Here is a 26,152-nt window from a genome sequence, read left to right as displayed (position 1 = left end):
GTCCAATGAATGACAATACCGATTATGATAACCACAGCGAATGGCTCTCGACTTACGCTCCCTTCGCAACATGCTGGCCGTGGCAGATCGGCGCAGTTTCACCCGCGCGGCAGAAGATCTCGGCATATCCCAGCCGGCGCTGACCAAGGCGATCCAGGCTCTGGAAACCCATCTTGGGACACGCCTGTTCGATCGCGGCCGGTCGGGCGTCATCATTACGGCTCAGGGACAACAGGTCGTCGAACGGGCGACCGCGATCATCGCGGATATCGACGAGTTCGAACGCCAGACCAGACTCGCCGCGACCGGCCAAGGCGGACGGGTCCGCTTCGGCATGGCGCCGCTTCCGGCGCAGGCTTTGCTGGCACGGGCATTGACCGAACAGATGCGATCGTCACCGCAGCGCGCAAACGAGGTCATCGTGCGCAATGTCGAAGCGTTGTGGCCCCTGCTGTTCGCAGGCGAGATCGAGTTTTTCGTGAGTGCCGAAGGGCAGGTGCCCGAAGCACCTCCGGTCCGCGCCGTGACGCTGGGAACATTTCCCGTCACGCTTTTAGTCCGGCCCAACCATCCGCTTCTCGCGCAGAAACACACGGACGTAAAATTTCCGGTTCTGCTGTCCAACAACTACGGCGAAAGCCATCAATTGCCTCAAAACCTCCCGATTTGGGCGAACGACACCATCCATCTGGTGGAGGACTATGGCACCTTGATCGCACTGACTGCGTCGACAGACGCGATCTGGATAGCGTCCCGCTACGCTGTCATGGATGAAGTCGCATCTGGACGGCTTTGCGAACTGCAAGCGAAGGACAATACCAAGCGCCAGCAGTTCCGGATGGTCATGTACTCCTTGGAGCGACGCTCGCAGTCCCCCGGCGCATTGCTGTTTGAGCAGGTATTCCGTCATGAAATAAGGACGCTTGGAGCAACCGCAAATTCCTGAATGTTCTGCCGCAGCAGGTGCTGGATCCCCGACTTGAACCCTGCGGCGTGACGCCAAACACATGTTTTCCGTACAGGAGACACGTAATTCCGCCAGAAACACGTCACGCACGCCGCCTCTTGGCATTCGCGGGGAGGCGACTTTACGGAAAACCCCGACGGATTGAAAATGTGTCGGAAACCCTGTGCAGAGATGTTTTCCGACACGTCCCATCGGCAGCTATCTCACTCGCGCTTCTCCAAACGCGACAGTCGCCTACCGGCCAGAATTGGGCGTCCAGGATGGGAAAGCGGCCCGTCCGCACTTGGGAACAAAACACTGGCTGCTGAGCGACCACAAAGGGTCGCGACTTGCCGGATTAGCGGACAGTCCGCACGTGGAGTGCCAAATTTGGGCGCCGAACGGCCGGAAAGGGTCGACAATGATGGACAGGGCCTGGGACTTTTCTGACATTCGCGAGCGAAAGGCTGGATGGCAAGTTTGCTCCGGAGCGAACATACTGCGCCTGCCCCGCCGATACGCGTCGCAACAAAGCTTGGCCGCTTGCTGCCAGCCCGCTTTCCGGCGAAGGTCGGCACAGCTGCCGTAAGCGACTGCCCTTCAAGCGGCAATTGTCGACAAGGCGCGGTCGTTCGGCTCCGATCCGATTACGGCCTTCTTATCACAAGCGGCCGAACAGAGCGGCAAGAACGGACAATCAGCCGGGCAATGAATGAGAGTCAGCCTGAGCGCCGCACGCAGGTATTATGAGGAGCTAACTGCTCAGTGCAACAACGCCAGGAGCGTCGTGGCCAATTCATCTTTACGAAACGGCTTCGTCAACCTTGGGCGATCCGCATCGACGCCGGCCGTTTCGGCATAGCCGGACACTAAGAGAACAGGAAGTCCAGGGCGGATGCGTTGCACATGGCGGGCAAGCTCGGTCCCCGTCATGCCCGGCATGAGGTGATCGGTAACGATGACATCGAATGCCTGATCACGTTCCAGCATTCGCACCGCCTCATCAGCAGAACTCGCTTCGATCACGGCGAAGCCGAGATCGGCGAGCATGTCGGCGGTGCTCATTCGCACCAACTCTTCGTCATCGACAAGGAGGGCTACTCCGCGGTCCGATCCTTCTTCTTCAAACCGGCTTACGTTCGACGGCAGATTTGCGTCCTCGTTGCTGACGGGGAGCCATAGCTCGACAGTGGTGCCCATTCCCGGTTGGCTTTGAATTGTCAGCGCTCCACCCAGCTGGGAAGCCAGACCGTGCACCGATGACAGGCCGAGGCCAGTGCCTTGGCCGATGCCCTTGGTTGAGAAGAATGGCTCGATTGCGCGGGCGAGCGTCGCCTCATCCATCCCCATACCCGTATCGGCGACTGAAAGGCGAATATAGGTTCCGCTAGAGAGCTGCGATCGATGGTCGCCGTCTACAGTCTCCGTGCTCGCCGTTATTCGCAGCGTACCCCCGTCCGGCATCGCATCGCGTGCGTTCACCGAAAGGTTCAAAAGCGCCATTTCCAATTGGTTCGGGTCCGCTCGGGCCGGTGGCAGGTCTTCGGCGACATCCACGACAACCCTGATCTGTGGCCCCGTAGTGCTCTCGACCAAGTCACCCATTCCGGCGACGAGCGCCGCCACGTCGACAGACACGGCCTGGAGCGGCTGACGCCGTGCAAACGCCAATAATCGCTGAACAAGTATCCGGGCGCGTTCCGCTGATTGGGCCGCGCCAGCGATCAGTCGCTGCTCACGCTCGCTACCTATCCCCCTGCGCTGAAGCATGTCGAGAGAACCGACGATCGGCGTCAGAAGATTGTTGAAGTCGTGGGCAACGCCACCGGTGAGCTGCCCCATCGCTTCCATCTTCTGGCTCTGGCGCAGCGCGTCCTGGGCGCGGGCCAGCTCCGCCTCCCGCGCCTTTGCGTGGCTGAGATCGCGGCCGATCGCGATAAAGTTCACACCATCGGGTTCGGGCGCCACAGTCCACTCGATTGGCTTCCACCCGCCATCGCGTGTGCTGATGCGGTTTTCAAAACGTGTAGGCTGCCCCGTACCCCGCATATTTTCGATTGCCGCCAGTGTGGGTGGAGCATCGTCCGGATGCATGAAAGTGGCATAGCCGTTTAAGAGCAATTCGCGCTCAGACCAGCCCAGGACTTGCGTCCAAGCGGGACTTACCGCTGACATCATGCCGCCATAGTCGGCCCGGGCGAGCATATCCTGCGACAGGTTCCACAGTCGATCGCGCTCCGCCACACGCGCTTCGACCTGTAGCTCAAGTGTTTCGTTTAGCTCGCGCAGGCGCGCCTCGCTATCACGGAGTGCCTGCTCGCCCCGGGCTCGCTCGACGGCGCTGCGCGTGCGCTCCGCGAACTCGCGGATAAGCGCAAGGTCGGCATCGCTCCAGTTCCGCATTTTCCCGTCGTTGACGAAGAACACCGCCGCGAGCCGTCCGCGCTCCAAGACAGGCGCGTTCACGAAGGAACGTGTGGACTTGGCTTCCAGCGCGTCGGCGGCGGCGCCGGAAGTCCGCGGATCAGACCGAGCATCGGCTATTACTGTGAACTCGCCGCGTTTGAGGCTGTCGATAAAGGAGCCATAATCCCTCAGCGGAGTAATCCCGGCGAGGCTCTCGACCCCAGGTGCCGTCCAGTCACGATCGACGTGCAGCGTTTCGGCGTAATGGTCTATCGCGCCGTACCCGACGCGCGTAACGCGCAGCGTCTCACCTAAGATGCGCGCGGCGGCACTGGCGATGCCGGCCGGCTCCTGTACATCCTTCAGTGCCTCAGCGAAGTCGATCAGAGCCACGCGCCGGATCTCGGCCGCCTTTCGCTCGGTGATCTCCAGCACGCTACCTGCGACGCGAAGACAACGGCCTGCTGCGTCAAACACACCACGGCCTTTGGCAGCGACCCAACGCTCGACGCCGTCTTCCTTCCCGATCGTGCGATATTCGACGTCATACAAGGCACGCGTGGCCGGGTCGGCGGCGGCAGCGTAGGCCAAGCTCGTCGCTTCGCGATCGTCGGGATGTAGGCCATTGTAGAAGTCGGCCATTGTGACCGGAACGTCCGGTGAGATACCAAACATCGCCTTGGTACGTGCCGGCCAGATCAAGCGGTCGTTGACAACATCCACATCCCAAAAGCCGATCTCGGCGTTCTCGACCGCCAGTCGGAGCCTTTCCTCGCTTTCCCGAAGCTGCGCGGTTGTGTCGCGCAACTGGTATTGACGGTCTCGGGCCTTGAGGGACGAGCGTATCGCCCCGAGCATCGCCTCCGCATGAAGAGGACGCTCCAGCAATACGACATTGCCGAGCTCTGCAAGGCGATCGGTAGCGGATATCGACCGCGGCGAGCGTGATCCGTTGGCCAGCACCACGAAGGGTACGTCCGACCATGCAGGCTGTGCTGCAACCCACGAGGCGAGTTCGGAAAGCGGCGACGTCGCCAACGCCTCTTCCGTGATCAGAATTGTGCCCGCGCCTTGTTCGAGCATTTCAACGAGGTGGGACTGATCAGAGCAAATCTGTGCGTCGATGCCGTGTCGTGCCAGGAGCTCGGCAGCGATGGCAGCGTCCCGACCGCGGGGAGCGAGGATCAGAACCCGCTTGTGCATGTCAACCGCGTGGATTTTCCGGATCGATCTGACTAGCCATCAACGTATCCCGCGTGCCAGAGAAAGTGGGCACGCCCGTCAGAACGCCTTGGAACCTGTCTAGTGGCTCACCCAATCGCAGCCCGTCGCTGCTGATTTGAAACTCCCGGATCGTCCTTTCGTGCCGCGCCGTCCTCGTTTTAATCACCGAGATGGCTTGGCGGACCTCGCCCAACGCCTCGAAGTAGCGCAACTGGACGACCGTATCGGAGAGGTAGCTGAGATCCACGTCCGTCCGAATGTCGCCAGCGATGCCGTGGAAGCCGAGGATAAGAAGGCTAACGATACCCTTTTGTCCGAGATAGCTCAGCATCTCGTGCATCTGGATAATGAGAAACTGCTCGTTGGGCATAGCCTGGAGGTAAGCGTTGAGACTGTCGATCGCGATCATACTCGCCCCGCTCTCAACCGCTTCCTGAATGCGACTAGCGAACTCGCCCGGCGACATCTCGGCCGGGTCGATGGCACGCAGTTCAAGCAGGCCGCTGTCGATGTGCGGCTGAAGGTCTAGACCGAGCGCAGCGCTCCGCGTGAGCAGCGTCGACGCGCGCTCATCGAACAGAAAGTAGGAAGCTTTCTCGCCGCGCTTGAGCGCCGCCTCAATACATTGGATCGAAGCTGTCGTCTTGCCGACTCCAGCGGGTCCCGAAAACAGCGTGGCGGTTCCAGGCACAAGACCGCCGCCGAGCAGGGTATCCAGCTCAGGCGAGCCGGTCGAGACAGGTTCACCGCTTTGCTGGGTGGTGTGGTCCGCAGCGACCAGCCGCGGGAACACACACAACCCGCCCCGCTCGATCTCGAAATCGTGGTAGCCACCCCTGAACTGTCGCTGGCGCATCTTCACGACATTCAGGCGACGCCGCTGAGCGCCGAAACTCGCCAACGTCTGCTCAAGCGAGATCACGCCATGGGCGATACTATGTAGTTGGAGGTCATTGCCGCTCGCGCCCTTATCGTCGAGGACGAGCACCGTGCAGGCACGCGTCGAGAAGAAGTGCTTGAGAGCGAGGATTTGACGGCGATAGCGGATAGGGCTCTGCGCCAGCAATCGCAGTTCGGAAAGGCTGTCAAGGACGAGGCGGGCAGGACGGATCTTGTCCACCTTTGCCATGATATCGCGGACCGTTTCTCCGAGTTCAACCTCGCTAGGGTGCAGCAGCGTCTGCTCCTGATCCTCGCCGAAACCGTCCGGCGGAACCATCTCGAAGAGGTCAACACCATCCAGTGACCAGCCATGCGCGTCGCCGACGGCGCGTAGTTCGACTTCGGTTTCCGCTAACGTGATGTAGAGGACGGGCTCTCCCACAGCGGCGCCGGCGAGCAGGAAGCGCATTGCCAGCGTCGTCTTGCCCGTGCCTGGTGTGCCTTCCACTAGGTACATGCGCTCGGGCGTGAGGCCGCCGTTAAGAATATGATCCAGGCCGCTTGTGCCGGTCGAAGCTAATCCGGTCTCTTTATTGTTGGGCGCCACACTCGCTCCTCCTTTGCAGCCGCCCACGCGCAGACTCGGCCGCCGAAGGTTGGATCAAACCAATATGATAGCGTCATCGGCGAGCGGAAGCGATCATAACTTCGTTCGTGGTAACGCCTTCGGCCCGTACGACGCCCGTCTTTGGCCTGGCCTGTCCGTTTGCGGGCCTCGGATAGCTCGTGCCGAAATGTCCGGACTTGAGGCGCATTGCTGCGAAACAATTTTACGACGACCGAGCGGAAGCTTTTGTCGGAGGCCGTCATTTAAGGCGCGACCGGCGAACGACCCATCTTGGTCGGCGCCTGCCGGATTAGCGGACGGTCTGCAGTTGGGAAGCCAAATTTGGCCGCTGAGCGGCCGGAAAGGGTCGTTCAAGGTGATCTCCCTTTGGATAGATATATGCTGTAAGTGGGCAATATGCAGCATCTGCAACCAACTGATTTCGCGACCACGCAAACGGAGTTTCGCTCCGACTTGTTCAGCGTCCAGCTAAACCGGTTCCATCTGGCAGAGCCGATGGACGATGTGTTGCGCACGGGCGAAGGCTACAGGTTGGATTTAGCCCTCCACCCGCGACCAGGCAGCCCGCGCGGGCGTTATCGGGATCGTTGGGCATCGCACCGGTTCGAGCCTATCGGTCCGCTGTTCCTTGTCCGGCAAGGCGAACGAGTGCAGGCGCGGAGCGAGCCGGGCCATGGCGCGGCGGTCGTCTGCCATCTCGCTCCTTCCGCCGTTGCCAACTGGTTCGACGATGAAATGGAATGGACCGACCGGCGGCTGGAGGCGTGCCTGGACCTGCGCTCGCCGGAATTGAAGGCGCTGCTGCACCGCATGGCGTCTGAACTGCGCGAGCCGGGTTTTGCCCATGGCCTGCTGTTGGAGGCTCTGGCCGTGCAGGCGGTGGTCGAGCTTCGCCGCCATTGCGTCGCGATCGAGAATGATCGTGCGCAGGGTGGCCTTGCGCCCTGGCGGTTGCGCTTGATCGAGGAGCGGCTGACCGAGCGGCTCGATACGCCGCGTCTCGAAGAGCTGGCGCAGCTGTGCGGCGTCTCGGTGCGCCAGCTGACGCGCGGGTTCCGGGCGAGCAAGGGTTGTTCCATAGCCGACCATGTCGCCGACGCACGGGTTGAGCATGCCCGGCGGATGATCGCCGAGGGGCAGAGCATCAAGGCGGTGGCCGCGCAGTTGGGTTTCGTCTCGCCGTCCAGCTTCACCCAGTCCTTCCGCCGCGCGACGGGGGTGACGCCCGGCCAGTTCCGCGAGAGCCTCGTGCGGGCATCCGTCTAGTCGAGGTCGCGCAGGGCCGCCGCGATCCACATGCGTTCCCACAGATTGCTGCCGCCGCTCTGCTCGAGCAGCCGTTCGAGCGCGGCCCGCTTCGCCTCCCGTCCATCCGCGCTGTCCGGTTCGGCCTCCAGCGCGATGTCGAGGAGGTGGAGCGCTTCCAGCGGTCTGCCTTCCTCGACGAAGTCCCGCGCCCGCGCCACGATGCGATCCGCACCGCCCGCCAGTTCGGCAAGGGCAGGAGCGACGCTGGCCGGGGGCACGCCATAGAGTTCGGTGGTGCCGCGTGCCGGGTCGAACCAGCCGCTATATTCATGCCAGATCGCGCGCACATTCCACGCAACCTTGCCATATTCCTCGGTGAGCGTGAGTTCCGGTGGCGTGCGTATCTCCCGCATCAGGGTTCGCAGGTCGATGCCTGCATTCATGCCCTCCATGGTGCGGTCCAGCACCCATTGAACGGCGTCGATGATGCGCGTCGTCTCCGTGCGGATGTGATCGCCCCCGATGATCGCCTCGTGCCCCGTCAGGATCATCTGCGGTTCCAGCGCGCGGACGATAGAGATGGAGGCGATGAATGCCTCCGCTGAACGAGGCTTGTCGCCGCGCATGGTATTCAAGTTCGGGTGGTTGCCGAACAAGGGGCCGAACAGATTGCCGACGATTGCCACCTTGTCGTCGGGCAGCCAGACGATAAGCGCGGAGCGGGTTTCGCCGCCCGGCGTCCAGATCAGCTCGAACCGACGGCCGCCCAGTGCAAAGGCATGATGCGCGTCGATGAGAAAGTCGGGCATGACCTCCTGAGTCGGCACGATGGCGTCGCTGCGCCCGGTGATCTGCCCGAAGATGCGCCGCGAGCCGCGCCGGTAATGCGCGTCCAGTGCCTTTGAATAGCGGCGGTCCTCTGGGTAGATATGATGTGCGATGACCTCATTGTCCGGCGTCTTGTAGGCCTCCAGCCCGCCATATTGATTGGCGTGGCTCTGGGTCAGGACGATCTTGCGGATGGGCGCGGAGGAGACTTTGGCGAAGCGGTCCCTGCCGATACGCGCATCGCCCAGCGTGCCTGCGTTGACCAGCACATCACCCTCCGCCGTCGTCACCAGATAGCTGTTGCCCACGCCCCGGCTTTCGAAAATGCCATGTCCGCGATCGATGGCGGCTTCCTGTCCCTCGCCCGACTGGACGAAGTCGGCCACGCGCAGGCCCTTTGACGACAGCTTGTCTTCCTTGCTCATGTCCACCTTAATCCTCCGGGGTCGTCCCACGCTTCGGCAGGGCCGGCGTGAAGTGCAAGCGCAGGGATTGGGCCGGCGCAGCAATATGGCCGGACACAGACAAGGCTGGGGACTTGCCGACAAGCCGGGCCGTTGCTGGCCGGGACCGCGCGCTGCATCCGGGGCTTCATGATATGGGTGAGGAGATGAGGGCATGAGGTTCGAGGACATTGTCGAGGGCGCGCGACGCAAAGCGGGGTGTGCGGACCCGGATAGCGACAGCTGGCGCGAGGGGCTGGATTTCCTCGTCCACGACCACAACCGGCAGGGCCGCCTGACCGAGCGCGGCCTCGCCAACACACAGGGGCGCTACGAGACGATCCTGGCCGCGCGCATGCAGGTCGACGACTATCTGCGCCGCAACCCGGCGATACTCGATACGCCGGTCAAGGCGCCCGTGTTCATTCTCGGCCTGCCACGCACCGGCACGACGATGCTCAGCTATATGCTGGACGCCGATCCGGCCAATCGCTCGATGCTACGGTGGGAAGCCTATAGTCCCGCGCCCCCGGCCGCGCCTGGCGCGCTGAAGACGGACCCGCGTTGCCTTGCCGAGATGGCGAAGGACGAGATGATTCAGAAGGCCGCCCCCCATGTCGCCGCCGCGCATTTCGAGCCTGGCGACGGCCCGACGGAATGTGTCCACCTCGTGGCGCAGGATTTCCGGTCGCTGATGCTGGCAGTGACGACGACGGTGCCCAGCTATCACGACTGGCTGTTGTTCACGGATATGGCGACGGCCTTCGAACACCGGAAGCGCGTGCTCCAGATTCTCCAGACGACCAATCCAGGGCGCTGGATTCTCAAGATGCCGTCGGACGCGCTGTTCATCCGCCAGATCTTTCGGACCTTTCCCGATGCGAAGGTGATCTGGACGCATCGCGACCCCTTTGCAGCGGTCGGTTCCTCCTTCGGCATGCGCGGCGGGTCGCGCCCGATGTTCGAGGTCGACGAGGGGCGTGACTATATGCGGCAGTTTTTCCCGTTGCAGCTGGCGCTCCACGCTGCCCGCCCGCTGGAACTGTCCCACGAGCGGCCCGATGACATCTACCACCTCTATTATGACGACATGGTCGCCCATCCCATCGCGCAGGCCCGCAGGATTTATGACTGGCTCGGCTTCGAATGGACCCATGCCGGCGAGATGGGAATGCGTGGCTGGCTGACCGACAATCCCCAGAACAAACGCGGCAAGCACAGCTATTCCCTTGGAGAGTGGGGCCTGTCGAAGGAGGAACTGATGCCCTATTTCTCGGACTATCTGCGAGAACATCCCGTCGCCCGGAAGGAGGCGCTGGTATGAGCCGCGCCCTCTTCGACCTGTCGGGCCGCGTCGTCGTCGGCGTGGGCGCCAACAGTGGTATCGGCTTTGGCTTTTTGATGGGCTGCGCCAAGCAGGGCGCTGACGTCGTGGTGTGGGGACGCCGGGCGGATCGCAACGAGGCGGCGCTGGCCGAACTCAGGGATGCCGGTGCCGGGCGCACGCATCAGGAAGCGGTCGATGTGGGGGACGAGGCGGCCGTGGGGGCGGCCTTCGCGTCCACCCTCGCGGCGATGGGGCGGGTGGACACCCTGTTCGCCAATGCAGGCTTCAGTTCACGCGCGCCATCCTTCCCGGACATGACGAGCGAAATGTATCACGAACTGCTCAACGTGAACCTGCATGGCGCCTTCTACACCCTGCGCGAGGCGACGCGGCACATGCGCGCGCGGGCGCAGGCCGACGATCCCGGCGGCTCCATCGCCATCTGCGGCAGCCTGTCCATGTTCCACGGCCTGCAAGGGATGGAGCATTATGCAGGGGCCAAGGGTGCCCTCAACGCGATGATGAAGGGACTGGCCGTCGAGATGGGACAATATGGCGTGCGGGTGAATATGATTGCGCCCGGCTTCATCATGACGGAGATGACCGAGGCGAGCGACCAGCGCGACGCCATCATCCAGCGTTTCTCCTCCATCACGCCGCTGGGCCGTCCCGGCTACCCGCACGATATCGAGGGGCCGGGCGCCTACCTTGCGTCCGATGCATCGAAGTTCCACACGGGCGACGTCCTCGTCGTCGATGGCGGCCGTATGGTGAAGTCGCTATGACGGGAACGATGGATAGCGCGCCGGCGTGGCCGGTGGCGGGCTTTATCGGTCTCGGCAGCCAGGGCGCGCCGATCGCGCGGCGCATGGTCGACGCGGGCATGTCTACATGGCTGTGGGCGCGCCGGGCGGATACGCTGGAACCGTTCAGGCTCTCTGGCGCCCAATTCGCTGACAGCGTCGAGGAACTGGGCGCCACGGCCACCCATGTCGGCATCTGCGTCGTCGATGATGCTGGCGTGCGAGAGGTTTGCGCTCGGCTGTTCCCGGCCATGCGCCAGGGTTCCACTATCGCCATCCACTCGACCATTCACCCCGACACCTGCCGGGAGATGGAGGAGAGGGCTGCGGGCTTCGGCCTCTATTGTATCGATGCGCCCGTCAGCGGGGGCGAGCCTGCGGCTAGGGCCGGGACGTTGACCTTGATGCTCGGCGGGGACGAGGCAGTGGTCGAGCGAGCAATGCCGGTGTTCAGGACCTTCGGCCGCCTGATCGTGCATCTGGGGGATGTCGGCACGGGTCAGTACGCCAAGCTCATCAACAACACGCTGCTGGCAGCTAACATGGCCCTCGCGCACGCCGCCATTGAGGTGGGCCGAACCCTTGGCATCGAGAAGCATACGCTGGTGCGGCTTGTCGGAGAGAGCAGCGGCAACAGCTTCGGCCTCGGCGTCTGTGCACGCATGACTTCGCCTGCCGGCTTTGCCCATGGCGGGGCCTTGCTCGACAAGGATGTCACTCTGCTGGGGACGGTGGTGCCGGAGGGTGATAGTGCCTACCGAATCCTGAGTGAGGCGGCAAAGCCGTTCATTGCGCTGACGCGTAGCTCTTGAAAGGGCAGGGAAAGCGGAATGTCAGCTGTTGAGACGGAGATTAAAGCCGCTGAATGTCTTCAAAGGGTCGGTCACGAAACCGCACGCCGACCCGATCGAATGCCAGCTATCTCGTTCCGCGTCTTCGAAACTGTCGTTCTGGACAGTTGTCTAATTGATATTCTCATGGCCATTCCTTTTTCCCGGTGCCGACGGTTGTCTTCGAGGTCATCGGACAGCGTTTGATCGCGATGTGTCCAAGCCATCATGGTCGCGGCCAGGCGGAAGGGGGGACGTCTCTGGGTCCAACTCGAGGTTGTGCCTCTACAGTCCGGGCGAGATCGTCCAGGCATGGCTAACCGGGAAGAAGAACGCTGGTTTCATGCCCAGCGAAACTCCGTCTCGTTCAGCCAAAGCGAGTGAAGCAGCACAGCCAGCTTGCGGGCAACCGCAATCTTGGCGCGCTTATTACCTTTGATTTCCGCAAGATTTTGCCCCCATTGCTGGAGCGCAAAAGGCCTTTTCACCCTAGACAGCATTATATTGGCCGCCTCATAGAGAGATCGCCTCAGCATCGGATCGCCAGCTTTGGAGATATGCCCTAGCACATCGCGGTCACCCGATTGGCTTCGACGTGGAGCAAGGCCTGCATAAGCGCCGACATCTTCGCTTCGGGCAAAGCGATGCGGATCTTCGACGCTGGCTGTGTATGTCAGGGCCGTGATTGGACCAACGCCAGGGACGCTCATCAGCCGAACGCACACCGGATCCGCCGCGGCCCGCCCTTCCAGCAGACGATTAGAAGCGCGCAACTGTTCCTCCATGACCTCGATACCGGCGATAAGCGGCGCGAAAAGGTCTGCGAGATCAGGGCGCTGCCGGAAAAGAGCTGCCAGACGTTCGCTGCGTTTGCCGGAGGTGGTGACCTTGCCCATTCGCAAGCCAAACAACTTCAGTAACCCGCGCAACTGGTTGGCCATGGCCACGCGCGTGGTAATCAGCTGCGCACGGATCCGCAGCGCAGCCCGGTCGATGTGGGTGGCTGATGCTTTCATATGAACGCGCTTGAACCAGCCAGTGCGGGCGAGTTGCGCCAATCCCTCTGCATCATGGACATCACTTTTGTTGACCCGAGCGGACAGCACGCCCTTGGCATGGCGGGCACAAATACATGCGACGGCCACTTCGCGTTCTGCCAGACCGTGGTACAAAAAGGTCGACAAGGGGCCCGTCTCCAGCACCACCCGCGCTAGATCAGGGCAGTGCTTATTGAGCCATTTGGCCAACGCATCGGGATCGCTGGCCACCACATCGCGCTTCAACACCGCGCCATCGTTATCGACGATACAAACGTGCGTGGTCTTGTCGCTCACATCCAATCCGGCATAGATCGACATCGGTCACCCTCCTGCATTGAAGCGTTCATTTGCGACTTCGTAACATGCAGGCAGGGTGGCTACATCAATTACGCGGGGTCCAACATCCCAGCCACTCGGAGCCGCTTTGAATCTGGAGAACATCGCCTACTTTGGCGGTGCCAAGACCAGGGTCGAAGATCAGCTGTTTTGGCCCAGGCAGTGCGCAGAATCGAAATCCCAACGGCGGTGCTCCTAGACTGACCCTCACAAGGTCCCAACACGCCTGCAAGTCGGCCTTAGAACGGTGGCTCCCGCATAAACCCTTATCACGCTCAACGCCTTGACGAGAGCCCAGGGGCTTTCCATCTGACCGGGGCAAATCTGAACCATGCGAGCCAAGGATACGATGACGACAGATTCCGCTATCGCCTCTGAAACCCGCGCCTTCGAGGCGGATGTCTCCAAGCTGCTGCACATGATGGTCCATTCGGTCTATTCGGACCGGGACGTATTCCTGCGCGAGCTGATCTCGAATGCCGCCGATGCGTGCGAGAAGCTGCGCTATGAAGCGATTGGCGATCCGTCGCTTTTAGGCGACGATCCGCAGCCGAAAATCACCATCACACTGGACAAGGATGCCGGCACGCTGACCGTGGCGGACAACGGCATCGGCATGACCGCTGCCGATATGGGCGAAACGCTCGGCACCATCGCCCGTTCCGGGACCAAGGCTTTCATGGACAGGCTCTCCGCGGACAAGAACGGAGAAGGCCAGCAGCTAATCGGTCAGTTCGGCGTCGGTTTCTATTCGGCGTTCATGGTGGCGGGCAAAGTCGACGTCGTGTCGCGGCGAGCGGGTGAAAGTGATGCATCCAGCTGGTCGTCCGATGGACTTGGCACGTACACAATTGCGCCCGTAGATCCAGCGCAAGCACCTGCCCGCGGGACCAAAGTCACTCTCCATCTTCTTGATGACGCGAAAAGCTATGCGGAGCGCTACAACCTCGAGCGGATCGTCAAGGCCCAATCGGGCCATGTACCGGTCCCCATTTTCATCGAGGAAGCCGGAAGCGACGAGGAAGCTCGGCAACTCGCGGACGGCTTGGCGCTGTGGACCAAGCCGAAGTCGGACATCAGCGAGGAAGATTACACCGACTTCTATCGCAGCGTGGCGGGCCAGTTCGATAAGCCCGCCCTGACGCTCCATTACCGGGCAGAGGGGCGGCATGAGTATTCGGTGCTGACTTTCATTCCGGAGAGCAAGCCATTCGATCTGTTCGATCCCGATCGCAGCGGGCGCACTAAGCTTTACGTCCGGCGCGTGTTCATCACCGATGAGGCGGAGATCCTGCCGCGCTATCTGCGCTTCGTGCGCGGCCTCGTCGATTCCGCGGATCTGCCGCTCAATATGTCGCGCGAGATGATCCAGGACAGCCCCGTCCTTTCGGCAATCCAGAAGGGCGTGAGTAACCGCGTTCTTTCCGAGCTGGAGAAGCTCGCCGACGCCGAGCCCGAACGCTTTGCGGCGATCTGGGAAAACTTCGGGGCCGTGCTGAAGGAAGGTCTCTACGAAGACTTTGCACGGCGCGAGACCCTGCTCGGCCTTACCCGCTTCAAGACCACGACCTCGAACAGTGAGTGGCGCTCGCTCAAGGATTACGTTTCCGCACTGAAGGAAAACCAGACGGCAATCTACTATGCGACCGGTACCGACCTCGAACGGATCGCCGATTCCCCGCAGCTTGAGGGTTTCAAGGCACGCGGCATCGAAGTACTGCTGCTACCCGACCAGATCGACAACTTCTGGACGTCGATGGGCGCGGAATACGAAGGCAAGCCGTTCAAGTCGGTTACACAGGGTGCGGCCGATCTCAGCCTAATTCCCCTGGCGGAAGGTCGCGAGCCAGCCAAGGCCGCCGAGGATGTGACCGGGTTCATTGATTTCGCAAAGGAAGCCCTGGCAGATCATGTCTCCGACGTTCGGATTTCAGACCGCCTGACCACGAGCGCGGTTTGCATTGTCGCCCCCGACAACGCGATGGACCTCCAGCTCGAGAAGATGCTGGCGTCCGCCGGCCGTGCACCGGAGCGGGCGAAGCCTGTTCTGGAAGTCAATGCCGGGCACACGTTGATCGGGAAGCTGGCGCAGAGCAGTGCCACGAACGATGAACGGCGCGACCTTTCGTTTCTTCTCCTCGACGAAGCCCGGATCGCCGAGGGCGAAGCACCGGCCGACCCGCGGGGATTCGTGGAGCGGCTTGAGCGCTTGATGGCCAAATCTCTATAAGGCCAGCGAGGGGAGCCGCTTGGCTCCCCTCCGTCTTGCCACGCTCATCAACCAAGAAGCTTGGTGACTGAGGGTACTGTGGCTGCGCGAGGTTACTCCCGCGTCTTCGTCAGCCGCGTAAAACTTCGTCGTATATAGAACGACAGATCGATTGGCCATTGACGCCCTGGCACCAGGGAACGCGTCTCGCACGCATGCCGATAATAACGCTTCTGCAAGTCCCGATAATCCAACGGCCGGCGGATTGCGATCCACAAGCCCGACTTCCGGCCTATAAGGGGGGCCAACCACCTCAGATATCGGCTGATCAAGGTGCGCGGCCCGCCGACTGATCATTCGCACCGCTTTGCGCTACCAGTGCCGAGCAATCCGAGCGCTAGGAAATGTACTTTCTCGTTCGTTCCGCTTCGCGATGGGAGCGAAATCTGACGCTGATTTCGGTGTCGGATCGACGGATCACGGAACATGGCGGTTCGAGCAGCCCAAGGGCGACGCCGCGTGAGAACCGCGTGAGTTCGGTGCTCGTCAGCGCATAGAGAGTCAGGTCCGAGGGATCAATCTGTCTCATCCTCTTTGTCTCCACTCTGTCGCGCAAAGCCTCGGAAAAGCATACGGAGCCGTCCCGGTCGGCTCTTCCCCTCGCATCACAAATCCTTTGCACCATCGTCCAGGACTGCTTCTCCTTTGCCGTATCAAAGATCACCGCTTCGGTGGATTAGAGCTGCAAGTCCTTCGCTGCCCCCATGGATGCCGTTGCGCCCCGGCGTGGCGGGATCGGTCGCGAGTGGCACTCTGGCCTGTCGCCGCCGCTAAGGAATTGGGAAAGACGCGACACCGACAGGCCAGCAACCAGGGTCAGGCAGCTTCGCTAACCTGATCCTTCGTCTCGCCAAGTCGAGCAGTGACCGGCTCGCCGCCGCGGATCTCGATGCGCCGCGGCTTCATCGCCTCGGGCACGACACGTTTGAGATCGACGGAAAGCAAGCCGTTTTCGAATGTGGCATTTCCGGCTTCGACGAAATCAGCAAGCTGGAACCGCCGCTCAAAAGAGCGCGCCGCAATGCCGCGATGCAGATACTCGCATTTGCTGTCGTCTTCAGCGCGCTTGCCGGTGACAATGAGCAAGTTCTGTTGAGCGACCAGTTCGATATCTTCGGGTCTAAACCCAGCGACCGCGAGCGTAATGCGGTAGCTATCCTCGCCGAGCTTCAAAATATCGAAGGGCGGATAGCCGTCCTCCTCACGCGCGCCTGCTTCGAGCAGATTGAACAACCGGTCAAAACCGACCGTCGAGCGCTGATAAGGCGTAAAGTCAAAGTTGGTTCTCATTTTTCCAAATCCTCTGTTGAGCGATCTGGGCATGAGCTACGCCGGTAGCAAAAGAGCCGGCGTTCTCCATGACCCACCGGGCCCGAACGCGGCGCCCGGCAATCGCTAGCTAATGTAGTCGAATTCCGCTTCAAGATGGGGCTCGAAGATTTTTTGCAGAACGGGATGCATCGGCGGCAACGGCGTCTCATCCCTGGCGCGACAGAATATCATTCCAGCCGCAGGACATGGTTCACCGGCCGCCATTCGGTCGGTCGGATCAGACGGTCATGGGCGATTCTGACTGAATGGAGAGCGCCCTCGATCTCGCGCCGCCAGTGGTCGAGAAAGTCGAACAGCACCGGAAAATCAGGCGCAAGATCGTATTCCTGCCAGATGAACAGTTGCAAGATCGAGGGCGCATCCGGAAGGTAGAAATGAATTTCCGCAGTCGTCAGCCCGTAACCTTCCAACTGCGCCAGAAAGCTGCGGTCCATCATTGGCGCGAGCGGATCGGATTCTCGCCTCGTTCAAGATCGCGCATTGCGGCAAGGATGTCGTCGATCGGTACGGCGCGTTTCGCACCGGGCGGTTTGCGCAAGGCGGGCTCATTTCGGACCGCGGACCGATCGGAAGCCCACGATGCGAGTATGGCACGCTTCACTTCCGGCTCCAGGCTCGGGTGATGTGCAACATCGAAGGGGTGAAGAAAACGCGAGAATGGCTGCGACATGGCCGTCTCTCCTTTCCTTGAGTCGCGGTGATCAAGTGCGCGGTGATGCCGCACACGAGATATTTTGGTGGTTCATTGAGTCGCGTCAAGATGCCAATGCAGTGGCTGCATGCCGCTCGAACGCGCGCTTTTGGCACTCGTTGGGCGGGACTGCCAAAATTTTTTTGGCACCCTCTTGAAGCGCAAAAGGGGTTTTCATAATTTGCCCGCACCTGTCGCGCAGAAGAGCGATAGGCCCATCACATCTTGTTTTGCATCTGGAGGTTTTGCCATGCATTTCCGCCCCTTGCACGACCGTGTGGTCGTCCGCCGCATTGAAGCTGAAGAGAAGACTTCAGGCGGCATCATTATCCCCGACACCGCCAAGGAAAAGCCGCAAGAAGGCGAAGTCCTCGCCGTCGGTCCTGGTACGCGCGACGATCGCGGGCAACTCGCCGAACTATCTGTCAAGGTCGGTGACCGGATCCTGTTCGGCAAATGGTCGGGGACCGAGGTCAAGATCGATGACGAGGATCTGCTCATCATGAAGGAGAGCGATATCCTTGGCGTAGTCGAAACCCAGGCTGAGCTGAAGCAGGCGGCCTGAGCACGCCTGCCGTCCCTCTAACGTTCAGGAAGGAAAAATCGGAAAGGAGTTTGGCAATGGCTGCCAAGGAAGTAAAGTTTGCGTCCGATGCGCGTGATCGCATGCTGCGCGGCGTGGATACGCTGGCCAACGCGGTGAAGGTGACGCTTGGGCCCAAGGGCCGCAACGTCGTGATCGAGAAGTCGTTCGGTGCGCCGCGCATCACCAAGGACGGCGTCACCGTCGCCAAGGAAATCGAACTCAAGGACAAGTTCGAGAACATGGGCGCGCAGATGCTGCGCGAAGTCGCCAACAAGCAGAACGACAAGGCCGGTGACGGCACCACCACCGCCACCGTTCTGGCCCAGGCGATTGTTCGTGAGGGGGCAAAAGCGGTCGCCGCGGGGATGAACCCGATGGACGTCAAGCGGGGTATCGATCTCGCCGTGAACGCCGTCGTCAACGATCTCGAAAGCCACGCCTGGAAGGTAAGCGCCAACAGCGAAATCGCGCAGGTCGCGACCATCTCGGCTAATGGCGACGAGGAAGTCGGCCGTATTCTCGCCGAGGCGATGGATAAGGTCGGCAACGAAGGCGTCATCACCGTCGAGGAGGCCAAGAGCCTCGCGACCGAACTCGAAACGGTCGAGGGCATGCAGTTCGACCGCGGCTATCTCTCGCCCTACTTCGTCACCGATGCCGAGAAGCTCAAGGTTGAGTTCGACGATCCCTATATCCTCATCCACGAGAAGAAGCTCTCGAATCTGCAGGCGCTCGTCCCGCTGCTCGAGAAGGTGGTGCAGTCTGGGCGCCCGCTACTCATCATCGCCGAGGACGTCGAAGGCGAGGCCTTGGCAACGCTGGTCGTCAACAGGCTGCGCGGCGGGCTCAAGGTCGCGGCGGTCAAGGCGCCGGGCTTCGGCGATCGGCGCAAGGCGATGCTCGAGGACATCGCCGTCCTCACCGGCGGCAATGTCGTTAGCGACGATCTCGGGATCAAGCTCGAGACCGTCGCCGTCTCGATGCTGGGTAGCGCCAAGAAGATCATCATCGACAAGGATAACACGACCGTCGTCGATGGCGCGGGCTCGCGTTCCGACATCGATGCCCGCCTCGCCCAGATCCGCTCACAGATCGAAAACACGACCAGCGATTACGACCGTGAGAAACTGCAGGAGCGTGTGGCCAAGCTCGCGGGCGGTGTGGCGGTGATCCGCGTCGGTGGTGCCACCGAGGTGGAGGTCAAAGAGCGCAAGGACCGCGTCGACGATGCACTTCATGCGACCCGTGCTGCCGTAGAGGAAGGCATCCTGCCGGGCGGCGGGATCGCACTACTGCGAGCATTGAAAGCACTTGATGGTCTCAAGGTGGCGAATGACGATCAGCAGTCAGGCATCGACATCGTTCGCCGAGCTCTTCGGGCACCCGTTAGGCAGATCGTTGACAATGCCGGCGAGGACGGCGCGTTCATCGTCGGCAAGCTGCTCGAGAGCGAGGACTACAACTGGGGTTTCAACGCTGCCACCGGCACGGACGAGGATCTGGTAAAGGCTGGCGTCATCGATCCGGCAAAGGTCGTGCGTACTGCGCTCCAGGATGCAGCGTCGGTCGCTTCGCTGCTCATCACCACCGAGGCGCTCGTGGCCGAACTGCCGAAAGAGGAGAAATCCGCCCCGATGCCGGCGATGGATTATTGACGTTAGACGGGGCCGGCGCACCAGCCGGCCCAGGAGTCTCTGATTCCATCGACAAGCAAGGGCTTCGTCGACCTCCTCTTCTGGCAGGCAGCTTGGGAACCCTGAGAGGGAAAGCTACCCGTCCGCACCTGGGCAACAAAAATTGCCTCTGAACGCCCGGTAAGGGTCGACGGCGGGACGGCCGGAACGCGCCCTTTGCGGGCATTCAGCCCAGCGTGTCTCGCTTCTAAAAGCGGACACGCTGGGCTGTGGAGGAAAAATTGTGCGAGTGTTCAGCCGATGGCGAACTTGTCGCGGTTCTGCGCGATGAACTCGTCGAGCGTCGTCAGTGGCACGCCCCAACTGCGGACGGTGTCGAGATCCACCTTATAACCTTCGGCGTTGTTCCATGACTCGTGCTGATAGCCCAGCTCGCCATAGGGTTTTGCCAGCGCCTCTTCCTTCGACAACGTAACTGCCGAAACAAGCTTCCCCGTAGCCGCAGTGATCTTAGCCGCCACCTCGGGCATCGTGAAGGTCTCTGCGGCAAGGTCGATCTCATGGCCATGGAAATGATCCGGATTGGCGAATGCGGCCGCCGCGAATGCGCCGATATCCTTCGCCGCGATCCAGTCCATGCCGGTATCCGCTTCGATCGCTGTTTCGAACCGGCCGCGTTCACGTAGCGAGGGATACATGGATTCCACCATCGGCGGCACAAGGTCCTCCATAATCATAGCTGGCTTCAGAATCGTCCAGTGACGGAAGCCCTGCGCCTTGACCATGTCGTTCACGGCCGCCTTGTTGTTCCAGTACAGCGGCTCCCAACGGCCTTCGTCCCAACCGACGAAGTTCTGCTGATCGCCTGCACGGGCGACAGAGGTGTGGACGACCATATCGACACCTGCGCGACGGGCCGCCTCGATGAACGCCTTGCCGGTGACAATCTCGGTATCCGGATCGCCGGGATGCGAGCCCATCTGCACGGAGAACGCGCCCCATGTCCCCGCCAACGCTGCATCGAGACTGGCAGAATCGTGATAGTCGCCCTTGACGACCTCGACCCCTCGAGCCGCAAGCGCCCGCGCTCCAAGCGAATCCGGATCGCGCACCAATGCACGGACGGCACGGCCTGCCTGCAAAAGCGCTTGAACGACAGCGCCGCCCTGTTTGCCAGTAGCGCCGGCCACCAGGATTAGAGGGGTTTCGGAATTCGACATTGTGAGCCTTTCTTGATCGACAGCGCGGAATGCGCATCAACTTGCAGCCCCAAGGATGGGGTCGATCATTACGAAACGCAAGAGTTTCGATACGGTTGATTTTCGTAAAAAAGGATTTATAAGGTTGCCATGACCGTACCAGCCCAGAGCCACCAACATCGCTTGCCTCCAGCGGAACGCGGGCGGTCGCAGGACAGCAGCCGTGATGACCTGATTATCAGCGCCGCACTCGAGCTGCTCGGCACCAACGGATATCACGGCCTAACAATGACCGATGTGGCTTCGCGTGCGGGGGTATCGAAGGCGACGCTGTATCGACGTTGGATGGCAAAGGCGGACCTTGTCGCTGATGCGGTCGCCACGCTGAGCCCGGTGAGCACACCTCGCTATCCGGGCACATCGTTGCGCGATGATCTGCTCGCGCTGTTGGAGCAGGCCGGCAATTGTGACGGGAGAAGTGCGGTCGTGATTGCGACCATGGAGCAGGCGGGGTCGCACCCGGACCTTTATCGATCCCTTACCGAAAGGTTCAGTACGTTCATCCGCACTGAACTACATAAGCTGGCGCAGCGATCAGCGGATACTGGACATGTGCCTTTGTCGGAGGCCGAACTCGACGTGATGGTGGACACGGTGATTGCGCTTCTCGCCCATGACGCGGGACCGGCCGGTACTTCAGTTCCGCGCGACCGTCTTGCCAAGCTAGTCGATAACGGGTTGATGCTGCTGCTCACTGGGACACGTGAAACGGATTAGGGGTCATTGGCCTGCGAGGCACGCTCGCCACTGACACGTGAATCTCTCGAGATCGTCGATCAAGAAATGTAAAAGGCAGCTATCTCTCTGTCCCAGTCCAAAACCGGACAATCGCCTAACGGCCCATATGTCCTTCCTGAACCTCACTTGCCCATGGGCAATTCCCCTCTCGGCTCGACCTTCGGCAACAGATGGTGCAAAGAGTCGTTGCTGTCTTGCCCGCATGGCCGGAACGAACGACCACCTTACCTCATACCCGATGGCCGGGAGTAACGACTTGTCCGATCTGACTATTCCCGACGACCTGCGCACCTTCTTCGAGAATTCGCCGGTAGCCCTGGCCTTGGGAAGTCCGGACGCGGACAATCCGCTGATCCTGGTGAACGGCCGCTTTGCGGACCTGACGGGCTATTCGCAAAAGGACCTTGCAGGTCGCAATTGCCGCATTCTGCAGGGGCAGGCAGAGGATCATGAAGCCCGAGCTAGACTGCGGACTTTCCTGGGCGACGATGCTGCGGTCAATGTGCGCACCCCGATCCCCAATTTTCGGAAGGACGGAACGCCTTTTGTGAACCTGCTTTACATGTCGAGGCTGCGCACCCTTTCCGGCACGACGCGCTACATTTTCGCGTCGCAGTTCGATGTCAGCCGCGCCCAGCCCGATCGGCTCAAGGCATATGACAGCGACCTTGGCCTGACGCTGACGCGCCTTAGCCCGGTGGCCGCCGAGAGCGGCATCATCCTCGAGGGCACCTTGACGACGATCGCGAATTCGGCCTCGACGATCGCCCAGGCAAGGCTGACCCTGGCCGGTCTAGACGACGGCGCGATCCTTTGAGCGGCGACGAACGGACGCGCGGTATCCCGATCGTCGGGATCGGCGCATCGGCGGGCGGGCTTGAGGCCCTGCGTGAGATGCTCTCGGTGGCCCGACTGCCTACTGAAATGGCATTCGTGGTCGTCCAGCATCTCGACCCCAACTACGAGAGCATGCTGGCCCAGCTGCTGGACCGGGCTAGCCCGCTCGACGTGCTCCAGTGCGAGGGCGGCGAAGAAGTGCTGCCAGACCGCGTGTACATCATACCGCCGGGCCGCGGTCTCGCGCTGCAGGACGGCAAACTGCAGCTGACCGATTTCGCCCAGCCGCGCGGGCTTCGCCGTCCGATCGACGATTTCTTCATCTCGCTCGCCGCCGAGAAGCAGACCGATGCCGCCTGCGTGATCCTCTCCGGTACGGGAGCCGACGGATCGACGGGATTGCGTGCGATCAAGGAGCAAGGCGGGGTCTGCGTCGTCCAGACACCGGAAACCGCGCGCTACGATGGGATGCCCGTATCCGCGGTCGGGACAGGCCTCGTGGATTACGTCAAGCAGCCGTCGGAGATCCTCGATTGCCTCGGCGCGTTCTTCGCCCGACGCCGAGGCGAGCCCCACGAACGCGAAGCCGAACTTGTCGCCGATCATGTCGATGACCTGTGCGCCACCTTGCGCAAGGCCGTCGGTCACGATTTCTCGGGCTACAAGCGCTCGACGCTGGTACGGCGCGTCGAGCGGCGCATGCACGTGCTGAACATCGATTCGGCCAGTGGCTATCTCCAACGCGTGCAATCGGATTCAGGCGAATGCGAGGCGCTGTTCCGCGATCTGCTGATCAATGTCACGCGGTTCTTCCGCGACCCCGAGATGTTCGACGCGCTGCGCGAGAAGGTGATCGAGCCGCTACTGCGCGACCGTTCCAGCGACGACGACATCAGGGTCTGGATCCCGGGCTGTTCCAGCGGGGAGGAGGCATACAGCATCGCCATGCTGTTCGCCGAGACGGCACGGCGCATGAATTTCGCCAACCCGGTGCAAATATTCGCCTCCGACATCGACGAGCAGATGCTGCAGATCGCGCGGGAGGGAATTTATCCCGCCTCCGCGCTGGCTGATATCCCTTCGCCCATGCGCGAGCGGTGGACGACGCTGCATGGGGAGAAATTCGCAATCTCGAACAAAATCCGCGATCTTATCCGGTTTTCCAACCACTCAGTTGTAAAGGATCCGCCGTTCTCGCGGATCGACCTTGTTTCCTGCCGCAACCTTCTGATCTACTTCGACGATCGCCTGCAGCAATCGGTAATGCCGATCCTGCATTACGCGATCCGGGAGGGCGGATACTTATTCCTCGGGCCTTCGGAAAGCATCGGCCGCTTCGACCATCTGTTCCCGGCTCTGGATAATCACGCCCGCATCTTCGAGCGCGCCCCCGGCAACCCCCGATACCCGATCGACTTGCCGGGCGGAGAGCGAGGCGTTCAGCGTCACCGCGAAGATAGCAGCAATCGGGATGTCAGGCGCAAGCAGTCCGACGCCGGCATAGCCGTCCAGCGCCTGGTCGATCGTTATGCGCCGCCTGCCATGGTACTCAATCAGGACGGCGCGGTGCTTGCCGCCTATGGCAAGTTGAGCCGCTATTTCGATTTCCCGGTAACCCGCACGGGCGGCACCAGCGCGATCTCGCTAGCCAAGCCGGGCCTGCGCGACGTGCTCGGCCCGCTCGTGCGCCAGGCCCGCGATGCCCGCAAGAAGGTGGTGGCCCGCGAGGTCGAGGTGCGTTCGGATTACGGCATCCAGCCTGTCGAGGCGATTTGCGAGCCGTTGCCTGACAACTCGCTGTTGCTTATCCTGCGCGATCGCGGCCCCTTTCAGCCGTTCGACGGGCCGGACTTTACCGAGATCGAAAGCGGCGACGATCACATGGAAGCGCTGGAAGAGGAACTTCGCCTCACCCGCCACAAGCTGCGCACCGCTGTTGAGGAACTGGAGACAGCGAACGAGGAGTTGAAAAGCTCCAACGAAGAAATGATGTCGATGAACGAGGAGCTGCAGTCCACCAACGAGGAGCTGTCCACCGTCAACGACGAGCTGAAAAGCAAGGTGGACCAGCTTACCGTCGCGAATGCTGACTTGCGCAACTTCTTTGAGTCCACCGAACTGGCGGTGATCGTGCTCGACGGACAGCTTCGTATCCGCAGTTTCACCGAAGCGGCGACTGCCATTTTCCCGTTGCAGCAGACCGATCGGGGGCGCCTGTTGGCAGACGTCGCAACGCGCCTGGACGACAGCACTTACCTTGACGACGCGCGGCGCGTGGCGGGCAGCGGCGAGCCTCTCCACCGCCGGGTTCGCACGAGCGACGGCGGCCGAACCCTGTCGCTGCGCGTTCTGCCCTATCGGACCCAGCACGGGACGATCGATGGCGCCACGCTGGTACTGAGCGACATCACCGTAGCCCTGCTGATGGAAGACGATCTGGCTGCCGAGCGCGAAAGACTCGATCTGGCCGTGAAGACCGGCGGAATCGGGATCTGGGAGTATCGTCCGGATGAAGACGACGTGATCCTCGATACCACGAGCCGTAGCCAGCTTTCGTTGCCGGCCAATGGCAATGTGAGTCTCGGCCATGTGCTGGCGAAGGTACATCCCGAGGATCGCGCCTCGCTCGAAGACTGCATCGCTCATACCCTTTACAGCGATCAGGACATGGAAATCGCCTTCCGGGTGTGCGACGCGGAGGATGCCGCCGCCTGCCGTCAGCTCAAGGCATACGGCCGGCTCATCGACTCGCGTCCGCGCCGCTTGGTGGGGGCAACGATCGACCTGACGGCCGAATATGCAGTCGCTGAGACGCGCGGCCTCATGCTGCGCGAAATGAACCACAGGGTGAAGAACCTGTTCGCAGTGGTCAGCGGCATTATTTCGGTTGCCGGTCGGTCTCACAACGACGTTCGCAGCTATGGCGCGGATCTGCGCGAGCGCATCGCGGCGCTGGGCAGGGCACACTCCCTGGCATCGCCTTCCGGCGACGAGCAGCAGACATTCTCGCTTCGTACCCTCATCGAAACGACGACGGCCGCCTACGCTGGGCAATCCGGGATTCTGGTCGAAGGCCCGCAGATCGACATCGATCGCAACTGCCTCTCCCCTCTTGCCCTCATCCTGCACGAATGGACGACCAATGCCGCAAAGTACGGCGTCCTGGGGCCGCGCGCGGGAACTCTTCGAGTGCGCTGGACGTTGAGCGCCGACGGGATTGACTTGCTGTGGGACGAAGAGGGTGATGACACGATTGATGTGGGCGAGGGATCGGGCTTCGGGACATTGCTCGTCACCACTTCCGCGCGGCAACTTGGTGCCCGGATTTCCCGTGAACTGCGCGATGGCCATTTTGCCCTTCGATTATGGCTGCCTGGCGGTGTGATGGTTCGATGACCGACACCGTACTGATCGTCGAGGACGAACTGTTCGTCGTCCTCGATCTGGAAGATCTGATCGCCGAAGAGGGTTTCGCTGTCTCCGCGCATTGCGGCACTGTTGCCGCCACCATGCGGGCGATCGAGCGTCAACGACCAGTCTGCGCTATCCTCGATGTCCGCCTCCCAGACGGAGAAGTCTTCCCGGCGGCGGATCGAATGCAGGAGATGAAAGTTCCGCTTATTTTTCATTCAGGCCACGCTAACGAGAATGCTCTGCGCACTCGCTATCCGGATGCGCAGATATGCCCCAAGCCCAGTTCTCCTTCCCACCTGCGCGAGGCATTAAAGAAGGCCGTCGGCAGAACAGCCTGATCCAGCACATATGGATTGGGGCTAGATCACAACTGGGATCCAACTGGCATTTCCGCTACGACGTCGGAATGGAGTATGTTGATGATCTATCCCCCCGCGAGTGGCAGCTATCC

General features: G+C 61.5%; 20 protein-coding genes. 12 read left to right on the top strand and 8 right to left on the bottom strand.

What is annotated here, in order from left to right:
- The first annotated feature begins 40 nt into the window (after nt 1-40).
- Nucleotides 41-946 carry a LysR family transcriptional regulator gene (locus U9J33_RS23640; RefSeq protein WP_324699375.1) on the top strand — a complete coding sequence of 302 codons (906 nt, stop codon included), beginning with the start codon at nt 41-43 and terminating at the stop codon, nt 944-946.
- A 762-nt stretch (nt 947-1,708) separates the two neighbouring features.
- Here the strand turns inward: U9J33_RS23640 and U9J33_RS23635 are convergent.
- Together U9J33_RS23635 and U9J33_RS23630 are read right to left on the bottom strand one after the other, a co-directional pair.
- Nucleotides 1,709-4,555, bottom strand: a complete 2,847-nt coding sequence (locus U9J33_RS23635; RefSeq protein ID WP_324699374.1) for a PAS domain-containing protein — start codon at nt 4,553-4,555, stop codon at nt 1,709-1,711.
- A gap of 1 nt (nt 4,556) precedes the next feature.
- A complete protein-coding gene (locus U9J33_RS23630; RefSeq protein WP_324699373.1) occupies nt 4,557-6,065 on the bottom strand; it encodes an ATPase domain-containing protein in 1,509 nt (502 codons plus the stop codon).
- 417 nt (nt 6,066-6,482) lie between these two features.
- Between U9J33_RS23630 and U9J33_RS23625 the strand changes: the two genes are divergently transcribed.
- Complete coding sequence (locus U9J33_RS23625) at nt 6,483-7,352, top strand: helix-turn-helix transcriptional regulator (RefSeq protein WP_324699982.1); 870 nt, start codon at nt 6,483-6,485, stop codon at nt 7,350-7,352.
- Here the strand turns inward: U9J33_RS23625 and U9J33_RS23620 are convergent.
- On the bottom strand, nt 7,349-8,587 hold the full coding sequence (locus U9J33_RS23620) for an alkyl sulfatase dimerization domain-containing protein (RefSeq protein ID WP_324699372.1): 1,239 nt from the start codon (nt 8,585-8,587) through the stop codon (nt 7,349-7,351). The two genes, U9J33_RS23625 and U9J33_RS23620, sit on opposite strands and share 4 nt — an antisense overlap.
- Before the next feature lie 193 nt (nt 8,588-8,780).
- Between U9J33_RS23620 and U9J33_RS23615 the strand changes: the two genes are divergently transcribed.
- From U9J33_RS23615 to U9J33_RS23605, 3 genes are read left to right on the top strand one after another with little or no spacing between them, the layout of a single operon-like run.
- Complete coding sequence (locus U9J33_RS23615) at nt 8,781-9,929, top strand: sulfotransferase (protein ID WP_324699371.1); 1,149 nt, start codon at nt 8,781-8,783, stop codon at nt 9,927-9,929.
- Nucleotides 9,926-10,717 (top strand): SDR family NAD(P)-dependent oxidoreductase, encoded by a 792-nt coding sequence (locus U9J33_RS23610; protein WP_324699370.1) that lies wholly within the window; start codon nt 9,926-9,928, stop codon nt 10,715-10,717. Before U9J33_RS23615 ends, U9J33_RS23610 begins: the two co-directional genes overlap by 4 nt.
- Nucleotides 10,714-11,547, top strand: coding sequence for an NAD(P)-dependent oxidoreductase (locus U9J33_RS23605; RefSeq protein WP_324699369.1), 834 nt, complete (start codon nt 10,714-10,716; stop codon nt 11,545-11,547). The genes U9J33_RS23610 and U9J33_RS23605 overlap by 4 nt, the downstream gene beginning before the upstream one ends.
- A 359-nt stretch (nt 11,548-11,906) precedes the next feature.
- Here the strand turns inward: U9J33_RS23605 and U9J33_RS23600 are convergent, their stop codons facing one another.
- Nucleotides 11,907-12,923, bottom strand: a complete 1,017-nt coding sequence (locus U9J33_RS23600) for an IS110 family transposase (protein ID WP_185997124.1) — start codon at nt 12,921-12,923, stop codon at nt 11,907-11,909.
- 367 nt (nt 12,924-13,290) lie between these two features.
- On the opposite strand from U9J33_RS23600, the gene htpG reads away from it, so the two are divergent.
- Nucleotides 13,291-15,171 carry a molecular chaperone HtpG gene (gene htpG, locus U9J33_RS23595; RefSeq protein ID WP_324699368.1) on the top strand — a complete coding sequence of 627 codons (1,881 nt, stop codon included), beginning with the start codon at nt 13,291-13,293 and terminating at the stop codon, nt 15,169-15,171.
- A gap of 855 nt (nt 15,172-16,026) precedes the next feature.
- Here the strand turns inward: htpG and U9J33_RS23590 are convergent.
- The 3 genes from U9J33_RS23590 to U9J33_RS23580 all read right to left on the bottom strand — a co-directional run bounded on the left by U9J33_RS23590 (nt 16,027) and on the right by U9J33_RS23580 (nt 17,212).
- Complete coding sequence (locus U9J33_RS23590; RefSeq protein WP_132470068.1) at nt 16,027-16,500, bottom strand: Hsp20 family protein; 474 nt, start codon at nt 16,498-16,500, stop codon at nt 16,027-16,029.
- A gap of 209 nt (nt 16,501-16,709) precedes the next feature.
- Nucleotides 16,710-16,979, bottom strand: a complete 270-nt coding sequence (locus U9J33_RS23585) for an usg protein (RefSeq protein WP_054436086.1) — start codon at nt 16,977-16,979, stop codon at nt 16,710-16,712.
- Nucleotides 16,976-17,212 carry a hypothetical protein gene (locus tag U9J33_RS23580; protein WP_054436085.1) on the bottom strand — a complete coding sequence of 79 codons (237 nt, stop codon included), beginning with the start codon at nt 17,210-17,212 and terminating at the stop codon, nt 16,976-16,978. The genes U9J33_RS23585 and U9J33_RS23580 overlap by 4 nt, the downstream gene beginning before the upstream one ends.
- A gap of 271 nt (nt 17,213-17,483) precedes the next feature.
- Between U9J33_RS23580 and groES the strand changes: the two genes are divergently transcribed.
- The gene (gene groES / locus U9J33_RS23575) at nt 17,484-17,798 is read left to right on the top strand and encodes a co-chaperone GroES (protein ID WP_054436084.1); all 315 of its coding nucleotides are present in this window, start codon (nt 17,484-17,486) and stop codon (nt 17,796-17,798) included.
- 56 nt (nt 17,799-17,854) lie between these two features.
- Entirely contained in the window at nt 17,855-19,474 is a 1,620-nt protein-coding gene (gene groL, locus U9J33_RS23570) for a chaperonin GroEL (RefSeq protein ID WP_324699367.1), read from the top strand.
- Between the two features lie 272 nt (nt 19,475-19,746).
- Here groL and U9J33_RS23565 read toward each other — a convergent pair whose 3' ends face one another.
- Complete coding sequence (locus tag U9J33_RS23565; protein WP_324699365.1) at nt 19,747-20,673, bottom strand: NmrA/HSCARG family protein; 927 nt, start codon at nt 20,671-20,673, stop codon at nt 19,747-19,749.
- Between the two features lie 129 nt (nt 20,674-20,802).
- On the opposite strand from U9J33_RS23565, the gene U9J33_RS23560 reads away from it, so the two are divergent.
- The 4 genes from U9J33_RS23560 (at nt 20,803) to U9J33_RS23545 (ending at nt 26,039) form a co-directional block, all read left to right on the top strand.
- Entirely contained in the window at nt 20,803-21,429 is a 627-nt protein-coding gene (locus U9J33_RS23560) for a TetR/AcrR family transcriptional regulator (protein ID WP_324699364.1), read from the top strand.
- A 277-nt stretch (nt 21,430-21,706) separates the two neighbouring features.
- Nucleotides 21,707-22,267, top strand: a complete 561-nt coding sequence (locus U9J33_RS23555; protein ID WP_324699363.1) for a PAS domain S-box protein — start codon at nt 21,707-21,709, stop codon at nt 22,265-22,267.
- Nucleotides 22,264-25,683: a CheR family methyltransferase gene (locus tag U9J33_RS23550; RefSeq protein WP_420719902.1), complete on the top strand. Its 3,420-nt coding sequence runs from the start codon at nt 22,264-22,266 to the stop codon at nt 25,681-25,683. The genes U9J33_RS23555 and U9J33_RS23550 overlap by 4 nt, the downstream gene beginning before the upstream one ends.
- Nucleotides 25,680-26,039, top strand: a complete 360-nt coding sequence (locus tag U9J33_RS23545; protein WP_054436093.1) for a response regulator — start codon at nt 25,680-25,682, stop codon at nt 26,037-26,039. Before U9J33_RS23550 ends, U9J33_RS23545 begins: the two co-directional genes overlap by 4 nt.
- Nucleotides 26,040-26,152: the final 113 nt, after the last annotated feature.

Origin of the sequence: Novosphingobium sp. RL4 (genome assembly GCF_035658495.1) — a bacterium.
In the GTDB taxonomy this organism is placed as follows: Bacteria; Pseudomonadota; Alphaproteobacteria; order Sphingomonadales; family Sphingomonadaceae; genus Novosphingobium.
The sequence above is the reverse complement of the archived record's forward strand: the minus strand, read 5'-3'. Positions and strand labels throughout refer to the sequence as shown.

Coding starts and splice junctions, on each gene's coding strand:
- U9J33_RS23640 (WP_324699375.1), top strand. CDS start 41: ATGGCTCTCGACTTACGCTCCCTTCGCAACATGCTGGCCGTGGCAGAT.
- U9J33_RS23635 (WP_324699374.1), bottom strand. CDS start 4,555: ATGCACAAGCGGGTTCTGATCCTCGCTCCCCGCGGTCGGGACGCTGCC.
- U9J33_RS23625 (WP_324699982.1), top strand. CDS start 6,483: ATGCAGCATCTGCAACCAACTGATTTCGCGACCACGCAAACGGAGTTT.
- U9J33_RS23620 (WP_324699372.1), bottom strand. CDS start 8,587: ATGAGCAAGGAAGACAAGCTGTCGTCAAAGGGCCTGCGCGTGGCCGAC.
- U9J33_RS23615 (WP_324699371.1), top strand. CDS start 8,781: ATGAGGTTCGAGGACATTGTCGAGGGCGCGCGACGCAAAGCGGGGTGT.
- U9J33_RS23610 (WP_324699370.1), top strand. CDS start 9,926: ATGAGCCGCGCCCTCTTCGACCTGTCGGGCCGCGTCGTCGTCGGCGTG.
- U9J33_RS23605 (WP_324699369.1), top strand. CDS start 10,714: ATGACGGGAACGATGGATAGCGCGCCGGCGTGGCCGGTGGCGGGCTTT.
- U9J33_RS23600 (WP_185997124.1), bottom strand. CDS start 12,923: ATGTCGATCTATGCCGGATTGGATGTGAGCGACAAGACCACGCACGTT.
- htpG (WP_324699368.1), top strand. CDS start 13,291: ATGACGACAGATTCCGCTATCGCCTCTGAAACCCGCGCCTTCGAGGCG.
- U9J33_RS23590 (WP_132470068.1), bottom strand. CDS start 16,500: ATGAGAACCAACTTTGACTTTACGCCTTATCAGCGCTCGACGGTCGGT.
- U9J33_RS23585 (WP_054436086.1), bottom strand. CDS start 16,979: ATGATGGACCGCAGCTTTCTGGCGCAGTTGGAAGGTTACGGGCTGACG.
- U9J33_RS23580 (WP_054436085.1), bottom strand. CDS start 17,212: ATGTCGCAGCCATTCTCGCGTTTTCTTCACCCCTTCGATGTTGCACAT.
- groES (WP_054436084.1), top strand. CDS start 17,484: ATGCATTTCCGCCCCTTGCACGACCGTGTGGTCGTCCGCCGCATTGAA.
- groL (WP_324699367.1), top strand. CDS start 17,855: ATGGCTGCCAAGGAAGTAAAGTTTGCGTCCGATGCGCGTGATCGCATG.
- U9J33_RS23565 (WP_324699365.1), bottom strand. CDS start 20,673: ATGTCGAATTCCGAAACCCCTCTAATCCTGGTGGCCGGCGCTACTGGC.
- U9J33_RS23560 (WP_324699364.1), top strand. CDS start 20,803: ATGACCGTACCAGCCCAGAGCCACCAACATCGCTTGCCTCCAGCGGAA.
- U9J33_RS23545 (WP_054436093.1), top strand. CDS start 25,680: ATGACCGACACCGTACTGATCGTCGAGGACGAACTGTTCGTCGTCCTC.